This is a genomic window from Domibacillus sp. 8LH, assembly GCF_038806185.1.
GTDB lineage: Bacteria > Bacillota > Bacilli > Bacillales > Domibacillaceae > Domibacillus > Domibacillus indicus_A.
Map to the genome: position 1 here is coordinate 105,095 of NZ_JAVJNG010000002.1, position 16,051 is coordinate 121,145.

Sequence of the window (16,051 nt, forward strand, 5' to 3'; positions counted from 1 at the left end):
CATATACAAGGGGGGAATTGAGATGAGAAAAAAATTATTTCACGGTATGTCAACGTCATTTGTGCTGGCTTCTATGCTGCTGGCGGGCTGCAACAGTGGTGATACAAAAGTTGAGAGCTCATCAAGTCCTGGCACAAAATCTGATCCTAATGAACAAATTACAATTACATTCTGGGATGAAAATGCCGGCCCGCAGCGGACACCGATTTGGGAAGAGCTGATTACACGCTTTGAAGCAGAGCATAAAAACATTGATGTAGAGTATGTAGGGCTTCCAAAGGATTCAGCGAAGCAAAAACTGGACGCTGCCATTGCCGCAGATGATATGCCGGATGTCGGCAGTGTGCAGACAAGCTGGCTGCCGGAATTTGCAGCGCGCGAAGCTCTGCTGCCGCTCGATGAGCAGTTTGATAGCTGGGAAGAAGGAAGCAAAATCAATAAAAGCGCGGTTGACTTTAATAAAGAAATTGTCATAGACGGAAAATTATACGGAGTTCCGTATACACAAAACCTGGATATTTTATGGTACCGGCCAGACTGGTTCGCCGAGAAAAATGTAAAAGCACCGGAAACATGGGATGAATTTTTCACAGCTGCTGAAAACATGACTGACAAAGCGAACAATCGGTACGGTTATACGATTCGTGGCGGAGCAGGGGGCTCCTTTCAGCTGCAGCGCCTTATGTATGCTTATTCCGGCATTGAAGAGTATGTAAATAAAGATGGCAAAAGTACAATCAACGATCCGAAACACGTTGAGTTTTTGGAAAAATATTTTGATATGTATCAAAAGTTTACACCGAAAAGTGATATAACAAACGGTTACAAAGAAATGATCGCAGGATTTGATACAGGAGCTGTTGCGATGGTACAGCATAATGTCGGCTCATACGGGGAGCATAACGAATCACTTGAGCCGGGGCAATTTAAAGCGCTTGCACTTCCGGAATCAGAAGACGGTAAATATGTAGCAGAAGGCGGCAATACGATTGGTATGTCTATTTTTAAATCAACGGAGTATCCGGAAGCAGCCTGGGAGTTTACTGCGTTCATTAACTCGGCCGAAAGTCAAAGCTATTGGAATGAAAAGGTCGGCCAGATTCCAACCAATTCAGACGTGCTGCAGGAAGACTGGGTGAAAAATGCTGATCATATTAAAGTAGCATTTGAAGTCTATGAAGACCCAAATCTTGTCCTGTACAAACCGCCGTTTTATCTGCCTGACTATCGATCTATTCTTGATAATACTGTGGATTCCGGCATTCAAAATGTAATGAGCGGCAAGGTGACCGTAAAAGAATTTTTAGATGAATGGGCCGGTGCGATTGAAGAATCACAAAAGCAATATGACGAACACTTTAAAAAATAAAAAAGGAAAGATGCCGGGTCAGGCATCTTTTCCTTCATTTACTGGAGGAATGAAGGTTGATCGGCACAACATATCCGTCGGAAAAAAGAAGTTATATGGATGAGAAAACCGGCAGAAAAGTATGGCAGCTAACAGCATCTTCATCTAATTTCCACTTCTACTTTACAGATAACTCGTTTACGAAAAACAGCGGAGATATTTATTTTTTATCTGACCGAAGCGGCCCGAAAAACTGCTACAACCTGTTTAAAATGGATATGGACTCAGGGCTCATGACACAGCTGACAGATGAGGCGGATGGAATTACACCAAGTTACCATACAAAAACGCCCGACAGCAAAATCATTGTGTATGTAACAGGGAACAAGGTGAAAAAACTGGAGACCGATACGATGGATCTGACGGTTTTGTACGAGGAGCAAGGCGATATACACCTTGGCCACCCGCACATTAACGCGGAAGGCACATATATCGGCCTGGCGCGAAATGAGCGTGCGCCTATTCAGCGCGGCGCCAATTATAAAGGATTTAAAGAAACAATGTATGCAACAAAAAAGGGCTGGATCACATTGATTTCAATGGATGGAGAGACGGTAACCAATGTATTTGAAGATACCCATTGGCTTGGCCATTTTCAATTTTCGCCGCATGACAGCGATCTCGCCATGTTTTGTCACGAGGGACCCTGGAATCTTGTTCACCAGCGCATCTGGCTGCTTCGAATAGCCAGCCGGGATGTGAAGCCTTGTTTTCGACAGTCAGAGGATGATTGTGTTGGCCACGAATTTTGGACAGCAGATGGCCGCATTTTTTTTGACAACCGGCGTAAAGGTCATGATGGAACGATCACCGGCCATAAAACACAGGCAACAATTGAATTGGAGCAACCGGGTCAAGTTCCTTATGTCGGCCTGGCGGATTCTAAAGGAAATGTGATTCGGGTTATGGATTTGCCTTATTATTGCAACCACTATCATGCTAACCAAGAAGGTACATTGCTTGTCGGCGATGAAGTAGAGGATCTCGTTTTAATTAATATAAGCAGTAATAAGCCTTCAATTGAAACTCTTTGCACGCACAAAACGAGCTGGCAGTCACAAAAAACACACTGCCATCCGACGTTCAGCTGGGATGACCGGCATATTTTATTTACCTCGGACAGGGAAGGCGAATGCCAGATTTATTTACTTTCATTGGAGGAGTGAAACCATGTTTGTTAAGGGGAGCGAAACAAAAACAGTACATGCGGGAGAAGGTGCAGTGAGGAAACTGCTTGGCTGCGGCGGCACGCTGACAATGGCGGAAGTTGAGTTTGAAAAGGGAGCAGTTGGAGAAATGCATTCACATGAACATGAGCAGGTGTGTTATATCGTGCAGGGCCGGTTCCAATTTAACTTAAACGGTGATATTCGCCTGCTTCAAAAAGGAGACAGCGTGTACGTTCCGTCAAATATCCAGCATGGTGTTACAGCACTTGAGGATCATTCCATTATCTTAGATGTATTTACGCCGCAGCGTGAAGATTTTTATTAAGGGGGCTAAAGGAAATGAAGACGATTTCAATGATTGAAACGGCAGAGCAGGCGTGTCGGGCTGTGATGAATACGTATACACCGGCTGAGCTGCCGCCAGCTGGTATTTGGCATTATCATCAAGGTGTGTTTTTGGAAGGGATGCGGCGTGTCTATGAGCAAACCGGAAACGAAGACTATTTCAATTATGTAAAGAGCTATATTGACCTGCTCGTTGACGAAGAAGGAAATTTTTTATTTGCTAGAGAAGAATTGGATGCTATACAGGTAGGAATTCTTCTGTTTCCGCTGTATCAGAAAACGGGAGACAAGAGATACATGATTGCGGCGAAAAAACTACGGAGCTTGTATGGGTCATTCAATAAAACGACAGAAGGCGGCTTCTGGCATAAAGACAAATATCCGTATCAAATGTGGCTGGACGGCTTGTATATGGCCGGACCGTTTGCGCTTATGTACAATGAACATTTCCATGAGCCGGAGCTGCTTCAGCAGGTTCTTTATCAGGAAAAGCTGATGCGTATCCATACAAAAGATCAGAACACAGGGCTCTTTTATCATGCATGGGATGAGAAAAAACAGCAGCCGTGGGCAAGCCCAGAAACAGGCTGTTCACCGGAATTTTGGTCACGTTCTATTGGCTGGTATGGAACGGCTCTTATCGATATAGCAGAACGGCTGCCGGACTATCATCCATCCCGCACGGAATTAATAGAAGAACTGCGTGCCCTTATCCCGGCGCTGCTCGCTTTTCAAGACGAACAAACAGGGCTATGGTATCAAGTTACCCATAAGGGGGCACAGGAGGACAACTGGCTGGAGTCATCCGGCACAAGCTTGTTTATTTACACGATTGCCAAAGCGGTTCAAAACGGCTGGGCAGACGCTTCATACTTAAAAGAGGCGGAACGGGCGTTTAACGGCTTGATGGAGCATATGGTAGATACAAGCGGGGGGCAGTGGAAGCTGAACGGCATTTGCATCGGGACCTCTGCCGGCGTATATGATTATTACGTTTCCCGCCCCGCGTCCGCTAATGACCTGCACGGAGTCGGTGCGTTTCTATTAGCAGTCATGGCTCTTGAACAAGCGAAAAAATAAAATATCCAAACCGGCAGGAAGATGATATCGTTAAAGTATAGTTCACATGAGAGAAGGGCTTGAATACGCATGCAGTTAAAAAAATGGAAAGCGTTTATTCAAAAACACTTCTTTTTTTCCTTTAAATCAACGATTATCAGCCTTTACCTGCCGGTTATGATTTTGTTTATAGCGATTATGGGCGGGGTATCTTATTTTCTCGCTGCTGACCAGATAAAAGAAAACGCATACAAAAATATCGATGATACTGTATTTCAGACGACGGGCTATTTGGAAAACCGTTTTACCGATGTGTTTGAGCAGCTGGTTTCGCTGGCGAATGATCCAACAATGAATGCAATCATTGCGAATGATCCGGATGATATTGATCCGAAAGATTATATTTCTTTTAACAATCACTTAAACCAAATTTTTATCAATTATAATTCTATGATTGAAGCGATTTTGGTTGACATGCATGATGGGAAATTCCAACTGACGAAAAACGACGGCCAAACGAATTTTGTCCACTTTCAGTTTGAAGAGTATGCACAAAAGTTTACAGGAAGCAAAGAGGGCTATTACTGGCGGAATTTACATGCAGACGATATTTTTTATGGAACCAACAGCGAACCCAACAATGTGATCAGTGTATTTAAGCTGGTTGGAACGGCCCAGTCAAAAGCACACGGCATTGTTCTTTTTAACTTGCGCGGTGATTATTTTGAACGCATTTTTAATGAATCGCTGCTTGGTGAAAACGGCTACCTCGCCTTGATTAGCGAAGATGGATCGGTTTTATCCAAGCAGGTTGAAGAAGAATATATGATCGATAAAACGGTTGTTCAATACGCACAACGAGCGGATGCTGAACGGGGGCAGTTTGAGTTTCAAAAGCCAGGCGGTAAAGAAATGGTCGTCATTTACGATACGATGGCGTTAAACAACTGGAAAGTGGCCGCTGTATTTCCACAGGAGGACGTACTTCAAAAAGTGAATTACATTAAATATGTAACGATTACGTTGATCCTCTGTTTAATGATTGTCGCTGTTGCCATTTCAAATGTTTTTGCCCGCTACATTACCGGGCCCATCCGGTCACTCGTTCAAAATATGAGGCTGGTGAACGAGCAAAATATCGCGATCCCCGCTGAGCCTTCCGGGCATGTCATGAAAGAAATGAAAATTTTAAACCACGGTATGGAAGAAATGATGCAAAAGCTAAACAAACTCATTGAACAGGTAAAAGTCGAGCAGGAGGCAAAGAGAAGGCTTGAATACGCTATTTTGTACGCGCAAATTACCCCGCACTTTTTATATAACACCTTATATTCGATCAAAAGCTTAAGCGATATGGGCATGAACGAAGAAGCCAGTGCCATGATTAGTGCGCTGTCTAACTTTTTTCGCATCAGCATCAGCAAGGGCCGCGAACTGATTACTGTTGCAGAGGAAATCGAGCATATTCGCAGTTATCTTTTTATACAGGAGATGCGCTACGGTGATGATTTTTCATATGAGATCCAGATGGACGAAGGACTGGGACACTATCAAATTATGAAGCTTACCCTGCAGCCGCTCGTTGAAAATGCGCTTTATCATGGGGTTAAGCAGACAAGAGGAGAAGGAAAGATTTTGGTTTTGGTCCGCGAAGAAGAAGAGCAGTTAATTCTTTCTGTACAGGATAATGGCAAAGGGATACCACCGGAAAAACTGGCGGCTATCCGACGTGAAATTTACCAGAAGGGGTCAGAAAAGCAGACGACTGGTATCGGGCTAAACAGCGTGCATGAGCGCATTGGCCTGCATTTCGGACCGGCCTATGGACTCGTTATAGAAAGCGAAGAAGGAAAAGGCACGGCTATTACATTAACGATACCAAAACGTGAACAAGGAGTGAAGCGGGCATGACGTGCAGGATAGTAATTGTAGATGATGACCGGATTATCCGGCGCAGCTTGTCGACAGCAATTCCATGGAAGGAACACGGTTTTGAGCTGGCAGGCGAAGCGGCAGATGGAGAAAAGGGCTTAGCGTTAATTAAGGAAACAAATCCGCAAATTGTGATTTCCGATATTAAAATGCCCTACATGGACGGCCTTGAAATGGCCGGGAAAATTAAAGAAATGAATACGGGTATTAAAGTCATTCTATTAACAGGCTTTGAGGATTTTTCCTTTGCGCAAAAAGCCATATCGGTTCGGGCATTTGATTATTTACTAAAGCCAGTCAACCGGGATTGCCTGCTCCAAAAAGCGAAAGAAGCACGGGCGGAATGGGAAAAAGAACAAAACGACCGGCGCCAGCTTGATGATCATCTTCCTATGCGCCGTCAGCATTTTATCCGGGCACTTCTTTATAAAAAAGTAGATAGTACCGGGCTGGAAGACCAAATAAGAGAGCTGGGGCTGGCCCTGCACAGCCCGGTCCTTGCTGTACTGCTGGTGAAATTGGATGAACCGGTGCATCAGCAGTCTGGAAATAAACGGATCAAGAAGCGAATTTTATCGTTAGCCGAGCAGCACTTTCCGGCAAGTGCGATAACGGAGATGAGGCCGGGTGAGTTTGCTGTAATCTGGCCGATACCAGCTGATATGGAAAACTGGACAATGCAGATTGAAGCATTTCAATCGACTATTCGCGGGTCTCTGCATACATCTGTAACCGTTACGGCGGGAGGGCTTTGCGATGAGCTTCAGCGTATATCGGACGCCTACTCGGAGGCATCAGCTGCTATGGAATTTCGGCATATCATCGGAAAAGACCGCTTTTTCACAATTGAAGATGTAGGGGAGTCCGTTCAAGAAGCCCAGCCTTTTCTTCAGCAGTTCGTTCAGGAAAAAGTGATCGAAAAAGTCAAAATGGGAATGTTGTCGGAAGTAGAGCAATTTTTTTCGGAGGATCGGCTTCAGCAGCTGAAAAAAGCTTATCTGCCTTTTCAGGAGGTTCGAATGGCGGCTGTTCACCTGCTTATTATGCTGTCACGGGAAGTAGAGAGCTGGAGAGAAGAACGTCAAAAAGAAATCGTTCGTTACGTGCAAGATATAAACGGACTTCAGACGATTCAAGAGGTTTTTGAAAAACTTCACCATACATTTATACAAATGGCACAGTCCTTAGAAGGGCAGCGCAAAAAACGGTCTGTTGTGGATGAGGCAGTCGATTATATTAAAGAGCACTTTTGTGAAGAAGACTTAACACTTCAAAAAACAGCCAGCCATGTTCACATGAATGCAGCGTATTTAAGTGCGCAGTTTAAAGCGGAAAAAGGAATCAACTTTGTCGATTTTCTACTTGATTTGCGAATGAAAAAAGCCATGCAGCTGCTGAGGCAGGAACAGCTGAAGATTTATGAAGTGGCAAGCATGGTCGGCTACAGTAATCCACAGTATTTCAGTATTTGCTTTAAACAGTACACCAATCATTCACCGGGGCAGTTTAAAAAACTGTCCTAAGGTCCATTCGGTTAAAAAAAGAGGAGCGGTCTTGCGTGCAGCAAGCCCGCTCCTCTTTGTCATGTTTAGGCTTAGTCTTTTCTGCGTGCAGCCGCTTCGTCTTGGATTTCTTCACGCATTCCTTCAATACTTTCTTCGCGGCGTTCATTTTTCGCTTTGATGGCCGCTCGCTCTTTCCCGTTTGCAAAAACCATTGTTTCTTCCGCTGCCTCGATGTTTCCGATTGTGTTTTGCACCATTTCCTGAAGCTTTTGAACGTTGTCGGAACGGTTATCCGGTTTTGGACGGTTGTTGCGTGTCATGTGTATTCCTCCTTTGAAGTCTCGAGCAGTACAGTCCGTAGACTGCCCTTTATTTCTTCTGTCCATTCAAAAAGAAAATATGTACAGCTATTTGATTTAAAAATTCTGACAATATTCCCGACTTGACTTATCGGAATTAAGGAGTTAAAGTAAGAATCTACATTTTAGTTATTAGGGGGCTTTTTTTATGGAAAACGGGTTTATCCTTTTAAATATCATCGGCCTTCTGATTCTTGTTGCTCTTTTGTTTTTCATGCAGCGCCGCCACGTTTCGTTTTCGAAACGGGTATTTACCGGACTTGGTCTCGGTATCGTGTATGGACTTATTTTGCACTTTGCATATGGAACAGAATCAGAAACGCTGGCAAGTTCTACAGCCTGGTTTGATTTAATTGGAACAGGCTATGTACGTTTGCTTCAGATGATCGTGATGCCGCTCGTATTTATTTCAATTTTAGGAGCGTTCACAAAAATTACGATCGGAAAGAACTTTGCCAAGGTGGCGACGCTTATTCTTGGTATTCTTCTTGGCACAACGGCTGTAGCAGCAGCGGTTGGAATTGCATCTGCTATCGGCTTTAACCTGGATGCATCTCAAATTGTCCAGGGAACGGCAGAAACAGAACGCGGCCAGTCTATTGCGGATCAATCGACTGAAGTGGCAGATAAACCGCTGCCGTCTCAAATTGTAGACCTGCTTCCGCAAAATCCATTTTTGGATTTTACAGGCGCGCGTCCGACTTCGACGATTGCCGTTGTAATTTTCGCTGCCTTTTTGGGCTTTGCATACTTAACGGTAGCCCGGAAAGAGCCTGAGCATGCCGCTTTACTAAAACGAGGCATTGATGCTCTTTATTCGCTTGTGATCAATGTGGTGAAGATCGTGCTCCGTTTGACGCCATACGGCATTTTAGCTATTATGGCCCGTACGGTTGCATTGTCTGACTTTGGAGCTATTTATAATCTTGGCAAGTTTGTCATCGCTTCTTATGTAGCGCTGATTGTGATGTTTATTATTCACTTGTTGATTTTGACTTTATCCGGCTTGAGCCCGGCTACTTACGTGAAAAAAGTAGGGGAAACACTCAGCTTTGCTTTTACGTCACGTTCAAGTGCAGGAACACTGCCAATGACATTAAACACGCAGACGACGCGCCTTGGCGTGCCGGAAGGAGTAGCCAATTTTGCCGGTTCATTTGGTTTGTCCATTGGGCAAAACGGCTGCGCAGGTATTTACCCAGCAATGCTTGCCGTAATGATTGCTCCTTCAGCAGGCATTAATCCGCTTGATCCTGGTTTTATCGTGACGTTAATCGCGGTTGTCGTGATCAGCTCGTTCGGTGTAGCAGGTGTAGGCGGCGGTGCCACATTTGCGGCCATTTTGGTTCTATCTGCGATGAACCTTCCCGTCGCGCTTGCTGGTGTGCTCATTTCAGTTGAACCGCTTATCGATATGGGACGGACAGCTCTTAACGTAAACGGCGCGATTACAGCAGGTGTCACAACTGCACGCGTAACAGGAGAACTGGACAAAGGAACATTTAACGAAGACCTGGCTAAACAAACAGCCGATGTATAAACAAAAGCACCTCCACAGATGGAGGTGCTTTTTTGTTATTCAGCGTTTTTAGATTTTTTGGACAAATTAGCATGAAGACTTATTTACGGTTCATAGTATATAATAGAAGTGTCGTATACATAGACAAGAGGAGCGACTTACGAAACGGAGGCACTTTCATGACGATCTATACAGGGTTTGTAGGAACGTACACAAAGCAGGACGGAAAAGGAATTCATACGTTCGAGCTTGATACAGAAAAAGCCGAACTCTTACATGCTGCGGTGGCAGCAGAAGTAAACAATTCAACATACATCACGATTAGTGAAAACGAACAATTTTTATACGCGGTAGAGAAAGGCGGAAAAGGCGGCGGACTTGCAGCTTTTTCAATTCAGAATGGAAAGCTTCACAAACTGAATGACGTACTCGACAGCGAAGGCGTGCCTTGTCACGTATCCCTGAATAAAAATGGCACGCGTGCTTTCACAGCTCAGTACCATACGGGGACAGCGGAAATGTACAGCATCAATGCAGAAACAGGCGAATTAATTGATTTGCTTGATGTAGCGACTCATGAAGGGACAGGCCCGAATCCAGATCGCCAGGAAAAAGCGCATACTCACTTTTTCGGTATGACAAAAGACGAGCGTTTTGTTGTGGCGGTGGATCTTGGAACGGATGAAATTATCACCTATGAAGTGGCTGGAGAAGACCTATTGAAAAAAGCGGTTTTCAAAACAGAGCCGGGAGCAGGTCCGCGCCATATCGTGTTTCACCCGACGGAGTGCGTAGCTTATGTGATGACAGAGCTGAGCAACGAAGTGCTTGTTCTGGAACTTAACGAGCAGGATGGGACGTTTGAACAATTGTACGCCCACAAAACAATCCCGGCTGATTTTACAGCAAACAGCCAGGGCAGTGCCATCCGTATTTCATCAGACGGCCGTTTTGTTTATGCAGGCAACCGCGGCCATAACAGTATCGCGGTATTTGAAACAACTGAAAATGGACGCCGTCTTCAGCTGGTAGAGATCGTGTCCACAAAAGGCGATTGGCCTCGTGATTTTGATTTAGACCCAACTGAAATGTTTTTAATCGTAGCACACGAGAAAACACATAATGTAGTCCTGTTTAAGCGTGAAGCGAAAACCGGCCGGCTGACGCCTGCACAATCAGAAGTGACTGTACCCGAAGGAGTTTGTGTGACCTTTTTAAAAGGAAACTAATTGAAAGAAGGCCTTCTATTTGAATGCAATCGACCATATTGTTCAGACGTACGCCTCCTTTTTTGACTGGGACATGTGGGTTCATGTCCTGACAGACCCAGTCAGCTGGGGATTGATTGGGACACTTGTCGTGATGGAAGGGCTTCTTTCAGCGGATAACGCCTTAGTGCTGGCCGTAATGGTTCGTCACCTGCCTGAAAATAAGCGGAAAAAAGCACTGTTTTACGGGCTTTTAGGCGCATATACATTTCGGTTTGTGGCGATTGGGCTTGGTGTCTGGCTGATGGAAATTCGATGGGTCAAAATTCTGGGCGCTATTTATTTAGCATGGCTCGTTTGGGATCATTTAAAAGAGCCCAATAAAGGAGAACAGCCTGTTGAAACGACGAAAACCGGCGTACTGATTCGGATGTTTGGCCCGTTTTGGGGAACGGTTGCAGCGGTAGAACTGATGGATATTGCTTTTTCCGTCGACAGCGTTCTGGCGGCCTTTGGGATCAGCAAAGAAGTATGGATCCTGCTTTTGGGCGGCATGTTCGGTGTTCTGATGATGCGAACAGTAGCAGGCCTGTTTATGAAGCTGATTGACCGGGTGCCGGAGCTTGAGACGACTGCTTATATTTTAATTGGGATCATCTCTATTAAAATGATGCTGAGTATTGCATATATAGAAATAAGCCATACCATTTTCTTTGTGATTTTAGCGATGGCGTTTGTAGGAACATTCGTCGTTCATATTTTTCGAAGAAACCCTGTCAATTAGCGGCAGGGTTTTCTTTATGGAGATAAGAAAAGGAGAAAGGAAACAGAAAATGAGCAGTTTAAGAAATGAGATAGAACAACAGCGGTCAAGGACCGGACAGCTTTTGCTGCTGTTCAGTATTATCCTGCTGGCGTTAAATATGCGGTCACCGATCACTTCAGTCGGACCGCTCACAACGATGATTCAAAATGACCTGCAGCTATCAAGTGCAGCAGCAGGGGCGCTGACAACGATTCCGCTGCTCGCTTTTGCCGTATTATCACCGTTTGCATCAACGTTAGCGCGTGCATTTGGCATAGAGCGGGTGCTGTTTAGCGCATTGCTGCTTTTAACAATCGGCTTGATGCTGAGGCCGGCGGGAAGTGTAACGGGATTGTTTTCCGGTACGATCCTGATCGGGCTGGCGATTGCTCTTTGCAATGTGCTTACACCAGCTGTTGTAAAGCTGAATTTTCCTCATAAAATCGGCGTTATGACAGGCTTATATGCAATGTCTATGAATTTATCAGGAGCCTTTGCGTCTGGATTTAGTATTCCAATGGCCGTATTCAGTTCTTTTAGCTGGCGGGCTTCATTAGGGGTTTGGATCATACCGGCATGTGCCGCTATCCTTGTTTGGATGACGCAGTGGCGCTACATTCGGCATTCGTTAAAAGCAGGACGGCGCACAGGCCAAAAAACTTCCCTTAAGCGCTCGGTACTGGCCTGGAAAATCACCGCTTTTATGGGCATTCAGTCTCTTCTGTTTTATTCACTTGTAGCCTGGCTGCCTGACATTCTGCATGAACAGGGGCTGAGTGTGGAATCGGCAGGGTGGATGCTGTCCGCCATTCAATTCACACAGCTGCCGTTTACGTTCATTGTTCCGATCATCGCCGATCGAATGCAGAATCAGCAGCCGCTTGTGATCGCGGCCGCCTTCTTTATGGCCGCCGGCTTGAGTGGTATTTTATTCGCCTGGACAGAATGGATCGTTCTGTGGGTTATCTTGATTGGGATTGCTGGAGGGATTTCTTTTAGTCTTGCCATGATGTTTTTCACCCTGCGGACGAGAACATCGCTGGAAGCGGCTGACCTATCCGGAATGGCGCAATCAGCCGGCTATTTGTTTGCTGCATTGGGGCCGGCCTTGTTTGGCGCGATTCATGATACATTAAACGGATGGACAGTGCCTCTTCTGCTATTAATAGCGGCTGTGATCGGCCTTTTTATCGCCGGTATGGGTGCCGGAAAAGACGAGTATGTAACGGGGAAGCTGGATCCTCACTCCATGAAATAAAAGCTGCACGATAAGGAGTCTTGCTCCTTATCGTGCAGCTTTTTTACTTATGATTCGGTTCGTATAATTCCCATGTGTATTTAAGAGAATCAACAATAAAGTCGGCTACTTCTTCTGCGGAACGATGACGAACCGGCAGTGTAGAATGGTGAATGGCGTACGCGCTCTGCCGTTTGTAAAACAGCTCTTTAATTTCATCTATGCTTTTGCTTTGAAGAACAGGACGGGTATCGACCAAAAGATCAAGGCGTTCTTTCCATTCCTCCCAATCTACATCCAGATAAAAAACGATGCAATGATCCAGGCATGCTTTTCGGATTTCCGGGTTTAAAAAAGCACCACCACCGATAGACAGAACTTTCAGCTTTTCCTGGGCAAGAGAGCATGTTTTCTTCTGTTCATATTCACGAAAAAACGGCTCGCCGTGCTCGGCGAAAATTTGGGGAATAGTCATACCGAACTCTTTTTCAATTTCCTGATCTACGTCAATAAATGTTCGGTAGAGTTTTTTTGCAACCAGTTCGCCGATCGTCGTTTTGCCGACGCCCATAAAACCGATCAATACAATGGATTTCTGTCTTGCCGGTATCTGTAAATGGTTCAATCGAAACACTCTTTCCTTTGTTTAAATTACTTTTTAGTATAGTACAGCTGTGAAGCGCCGTAAACATGTTTCAGCGCAGGATAGAAGAAGGCTTTCCAAGCGTTTCATGCTACACTAGAAGAAAATGTAAAGAAAGGATGATTTAATTGAAGCCAGTTGTTGTGGTGTACAAGCCTTTGTATGAGGAAGCGCTCCAGTATATTCAGTCCCTATGCCAGGTTGAATATTTCCCGGGATATGAACGAACCGATCCAGCTTTCGTGGAAGCGCTCGGCCGCGCGGACGGCTTGATTGGTTCAGGTTTAAAAGTGGATGAGGCACTCTTGGATAAAGCGCCAAATCTAAAAGTAATCGCTAACAAATCAGTAGGCTACGATAATCTCGATATTGGGCTTTTAAAAAAGCGTGGCATACAAGCAGCGAATACGCCGGGTGTTTTAGACGATACAGTCGCAGATACCATTATGGCGCTCGTGCTGGCCGCTGCACGGCGGGTAACCGAATTGGACCGGTTCGTTAAAACAGGCGGCTGGGCTGAAAAGGGATTTCATGAGGGCCAATTTGGTGTGGATGTGCATCATAAAACAATTGGTATTATCGGCATGGGTGGTATCGGGCGGACCGTTGCCAAGCGAGCGCATTTTGGCTTTGATATGAACATTCTCTATCATAACCGTTCACGCCAGGAAGAAGCAGAGCATACATACAACGCTGTTTATTGTACGATAGATGAGCTGCTTGAACAGTCGGATTTCGTTTGTGTGATGACACCGCTGACCGAACAAACGAGGGGAATGATCGGTCGGGAAGCGTTTGAGAAAATGAAGGAAACAGCTGTTTTTATCAATGCATCACGCGGCCCGGTCGTAGATGAAAAAGCACTGATCCATGCCTTACAGTCCAAGCAAATCCGGGCTGCCGGACTCGATGTATTCGAGCAGGAGCCGGTCCGCTCCGACAACCCGCTTTTACAAATGGACAACGTCGTTACGCTGCCGCATATCGGCTCGGCAACCGAAGAAACACGCAAAAAAATGGCGATGCTTGCGGCCGAAAACGTGGTTGCCGGCGTTATAGGGAAAACGTTGAAAACGCCGATTTTTTAACATTCTTTGTTTCCGCGGAACGAGGAAGAAAAAATGGAAAGGGATGGATGATTGTGGTGAAAGTAACCGTTGTTTTCCCCGAAGGCAAACATAAAGTGCTGACAATGAGCTATGATGATGGAAAAGAAGCAGACCGCCGGCTTGTAGCGTTGTTTAACCAATACGGTATTAAAGGAACTTTTCATTTAAATTCAGGCTTATTTCATACAGCAGGCCGGATTCCATCGCATGAAATTGCTGATTTGTTTAAAGGGCATGAAATTTCTGCTCATACGCATACGCACCCCACTATTGAGCGTTCTCCGAAAGAACAACTGATCAGCGAAATAATGGAGAACCGAAAGCAGCTTGAACAACTGGCCTGCTGCACGGTCAGAGGCATGGCTTACCCGAACGGATCCTTCAATTCCCGAATTAAATCCATGCTCCCGTTTCTCGGTATTGAATACGCAAGAACGATTAACAGCACGGGTTCTTTTGCGATGCCGGATGACTTTTTGGAATGGAATCCGACATGCCATCATAAGCAAAATTTAATGCACAAAGCGGAAACGTTTGCTGAACTTCATAAAACCCAATACTTATATATGATGTATGTTTGGGGCCATAGTTACGAATTTGACCTGGATGATAACTGGGAAATCATAGAGTCGTTTTGTGCGTTCATCTCAGGGCGAAAAGATATTTGGTACGCTACAAATATTGAGATTGTTGATTATATGAATGCTTTTCATGCACTTAAATTTTCTGCCGACAGCCGGTTTGTTTACAATCCCTCGGCGCAGCCGGTCTGGCTCGACGTGGATGGAGAGATTGTTGAAGTAAAAGGAGGCAAGCAGCTTACGCTTGCCGGAAAAAAAGCACTTCCTGATTGATAGTCAGGAAGTGCTTTTTATATTTGACAGCCAAGCTGCCGTGAAATATTTTTGGATGTTTCGCGCATTTTACGGATCAGTTCATCATGAATGCGTTCCATAGTAATGCGGTGAACAGGGCCGGATACACTGAAACTGGCGACGATGCGGCCGCTGAAGTCGCGAATCGGCGCGGCGATACAGCGAATGCCTTCTTCATTTTCAATATTATCCAATGCATAATTCTGCTGTTTGACGAGATCAATTTCTTTCTTTAGTTCCTCAAGTGAATCAATCGTTTTGGCTGTTCTTTTCACAAAATCGATTGACGCTGTTGCCTGTTTAAATTCATCTTCATCCATGCCGGACAGCAGGATTTTTCCTACCCCGGTGCAGTACATCGGATTACGGCTGCCGATTCGGGAATACATGCGGATCGTCTGGCTGCTTTCAATTTTATCGATATACACCACTTCTGCATTATCCTCAACACACAAATGAATCGTTTCGTTAATATCCTCGCATAAAGCTTCAAGAAAGGGCCGGGCAGCGGAAATAAGACCGTTGTTAGCTGTCATATTGCGTGATAAGTACAAAACTTGATAACCGAGCCGGTACTTTTCCGTTTTCGGATCCTGCGTTACATACTTCATATTCAGCAGTGTGCCGAGCAGGCGGTGAATCGTACTTTTGGATAAGCCAGCTTTCTCAGCAAGCCGGCTGATTTGAATACCGTCTGGATAGTCCGACATGATATTAAGAAGCGTCAATGCGCGTTCAAGTGACTGGACATTGGACATAAAAGTGTCCTCCTTCAAAGAGCTGTTCCATTTATCATAGGGAATCGTTGTTTTTTTGTAAATAGGCCCGTTTTTTTCTTTTTTCAGAAAATTACTTGCAAACGATGAAAACACCTTTAT

15 protein-coding genes are annotated in these 16,051 nt (G+C 45.1%); 12 read left to right on the top strand and 3 right to left on the bottom strand.

The window, feature by feature from the left end; genetic code table 11:
* The first annotated feature begins 22 nt into the window (after positions 1 to 22).
* From RG959_RS04025 to RG959_RS04050, 6 genes are all read left to right on the top strand, one after another.
* Positions 23 to 1,369 (top strand): ABC transporter substrate-binding protein, encoded by a 1,347-nt coding sequence (locus RG959_RS04025; protein WP_342796050.1) that lies wholly within the window; start codon positions 23 to 25, stop codon positions 1,367 to 1,369.
* Between the two features lie 56 nt (positions 1,370 to 1,425).
* Positions 1,426 to 2,574, top strand: a complete 1,149-nt coding sequence (locus RG959_RS04030) for an oligogalacturonate lyase family protein (protein ID WP_342796051.1) — start codon at positions 1,426 to 1,428, stop codon at positions 2,572 to 2,574.
* A gap of 4 nt (positions 2,575 to 2,578) precedes the next feature.
* On the top strand, positions 2,579 to 2,902 hold the full coding sequence (locus RG959_RS04035; RefSeq protein WP_242232562.1) for a cupin domain-containing protein: 324 nt from the start codon (positions 2,579 to 2,581) through the stop codon (positions 2,900 to 2,902).
* A 14-nt stretch (positions 2,903 to 2,916) separates the two neighbouring features.
* Entirely contained in the window at positions 2,917 to 4,002 is a 1,086-nt protein-coding gene (locus RG959_RS04040) for a glycoside hydrolase family 88/105 protein (protein WP_342796052.1), read from the top strand.
* 69 nt (positions 4,003 to 4,071) lie between these two features.
* Positions 4,072 to 5,892 carry a cache domain-containing sensor histidine kinase gene (locus tag RG959_RS04045; protein WP_342796053.1) on the top strand — a complete coding sequence of 607 codons (1,821 nt, stop codon included), beginning with the start codon at positions 4,072 to 4,074 and terminating at the stop codon, positions 5,890 to 5,892.
* On the top strand, positions 5,889 to 7,436 hold the full coding sequence (locus tag RG959_RS04050; protein ID WP_342796054.1) for a response regulator: 1,548 nt from the start codon (positions 5,889 to 5,891) through the stop codon (positions 7,434 to 7,436). The genes RG959_RS04045 and RG959_RS04050 overlap by 4 nt, the downstream gene beginning before the upstream one ends.
* A gap of 71 nt (positions 7,437 to 7,507) precedes the next feature.
* On the opposite strand, the gene tlp is transcribed toward RG959_RS04050, so the two are convergent.
* Positions 7,508 to 7,738 carry a small acid-soluble spore protein Tlp gene (gene tlp, locus RG959_RS04055; protein ID WP_315693780.1) on the bottom strand — a complete coding sequence of 77 codons (231 nt, stop codon included), beginning with the start codon at positions 7,736 to 7,738 and terminating at the stop codon, positions 7,508 to 7,510.
* Between the two features lie 187 nt (positions 7,739 to 7,925).
* Here tlp and RG959_RS04060 point away from each other — a divergent pair, with 187 nt between their 5' ends.
* The 4 genes from RG959_RS04060 to RG959_RS04075 all read left to right on the top strand — a co-directional run bounded on the left by RG959_RS04060 (position 7,926) and on the right by RG959_RS04075 (position 12,567).
* Positions 7,926 to 9,317, top strand: coding sequence for an L-cystine transporter (locus RG959_RS04060; protein WP_342796055.1), 1,392 nt, complete (start codon positions 7,926 to 7,928; stop codon positions 9,315 to 9,317).
* A 158-nt stretch (positions 9,318 to 9,475) separates the two neighbouring features.
* Positions 9,476 to 10,525, top strand: a complete 1,050-nt coding sequence (locus tag RG959_RS04065) for a lactonase family protein (RefSeq protein WP_342796056.1) — start codon at positions 9,476 to 9,478, stop codon at positions 10,523 to 10,525.
* Between the two features lie 73 nt (positions 10,526 to 10,598).
* Positions 10,599 to 11,288 (top strand): TerC family protein, encoded by a 690-nt coding sequence (locus RG959_RS04070; RefSeq protein WP_483298848.1) that lies wholly within the window; start codon positions 10,599 to 10,601, stop codon positions 11,286 to 11,288.
* A 49-nt stretch (positions 11,289 to 11,337) separates the two neighbouring features.
* Positions 11,338 to 12,567: a CynX/NimT family MFS transporter gene (locus RG959_RS04075; protein ID WP_342796058.1), complete on the top strand. Its 1,230-nt coding sequence runs from the start codon at positions 11,338 to 11,340 to the stop codon at positions 12,565 to 12,567.
* A gap of 43 nt (positions 12,568 to 12,610) precedes the next feature.
* Here the strand turns inward: RG959_RS04075 and RG959_RS04080 are convergent, their stop codons facing one another.
* Complete coding sequence (locus tag RG959_RS04080) at positions 12,611 to 13,117, bottom strand: shikimate kinase (protein WP_342796415.1); 507 nt, start codon at positions 13,115 to 13,117, stop codon at positions 12,611 to 12,613.
* A 200-nt stretch (positions 13,118 to 13,317) separates the two neighbouring features.
* Between RG959_RS04080 and RG959_RS04085 the strand changes: the two genes are divergently transcribed.
* On the top strand, positions 13,318 to 14,277 hold the full coding sequence (locus RG959_RS04085) for a 2-hydroxyacid dehydrogenase (RefSeq protein WP_342796059.1): 960 nt from the start codon (positions 13,318 to 13,320) through the stop codon (positions 14,275 to 14,277).
* Between the two features lie 53 nt (positions 14,278 to 14,330).
* The gene (locus RG959_RS04090) at positions 14,331 to 15,152 is read left to right on the top strand and encodes a polysaccharide deacetylase family protein (protein WP_342796416.1); all 822 of its coding nucleotides are present in this window, start codon (positions 14,331 to 14,333) and stop codon (positions 15,150 to 15,152) included.
* A 17-nt stretch (positions 15,153 to 15,169) separates the two neighbouring features.
* Here RG959_RS04090 and RG959_RS04095 read toward each other — a convergent pair whose 3' ends face one another.
* A complete protein-coding gene (locus RG959_RS04095) occupies positions 15,170 to 15,931 on the bottom strand; it encodes an IclR family transcriptional regulator (protein WP_251271283.1) in 762 nt (253 codons plus the stop codon).
* Positions 15,932 to 16,051: the final 120 nt, after the last annotated feature.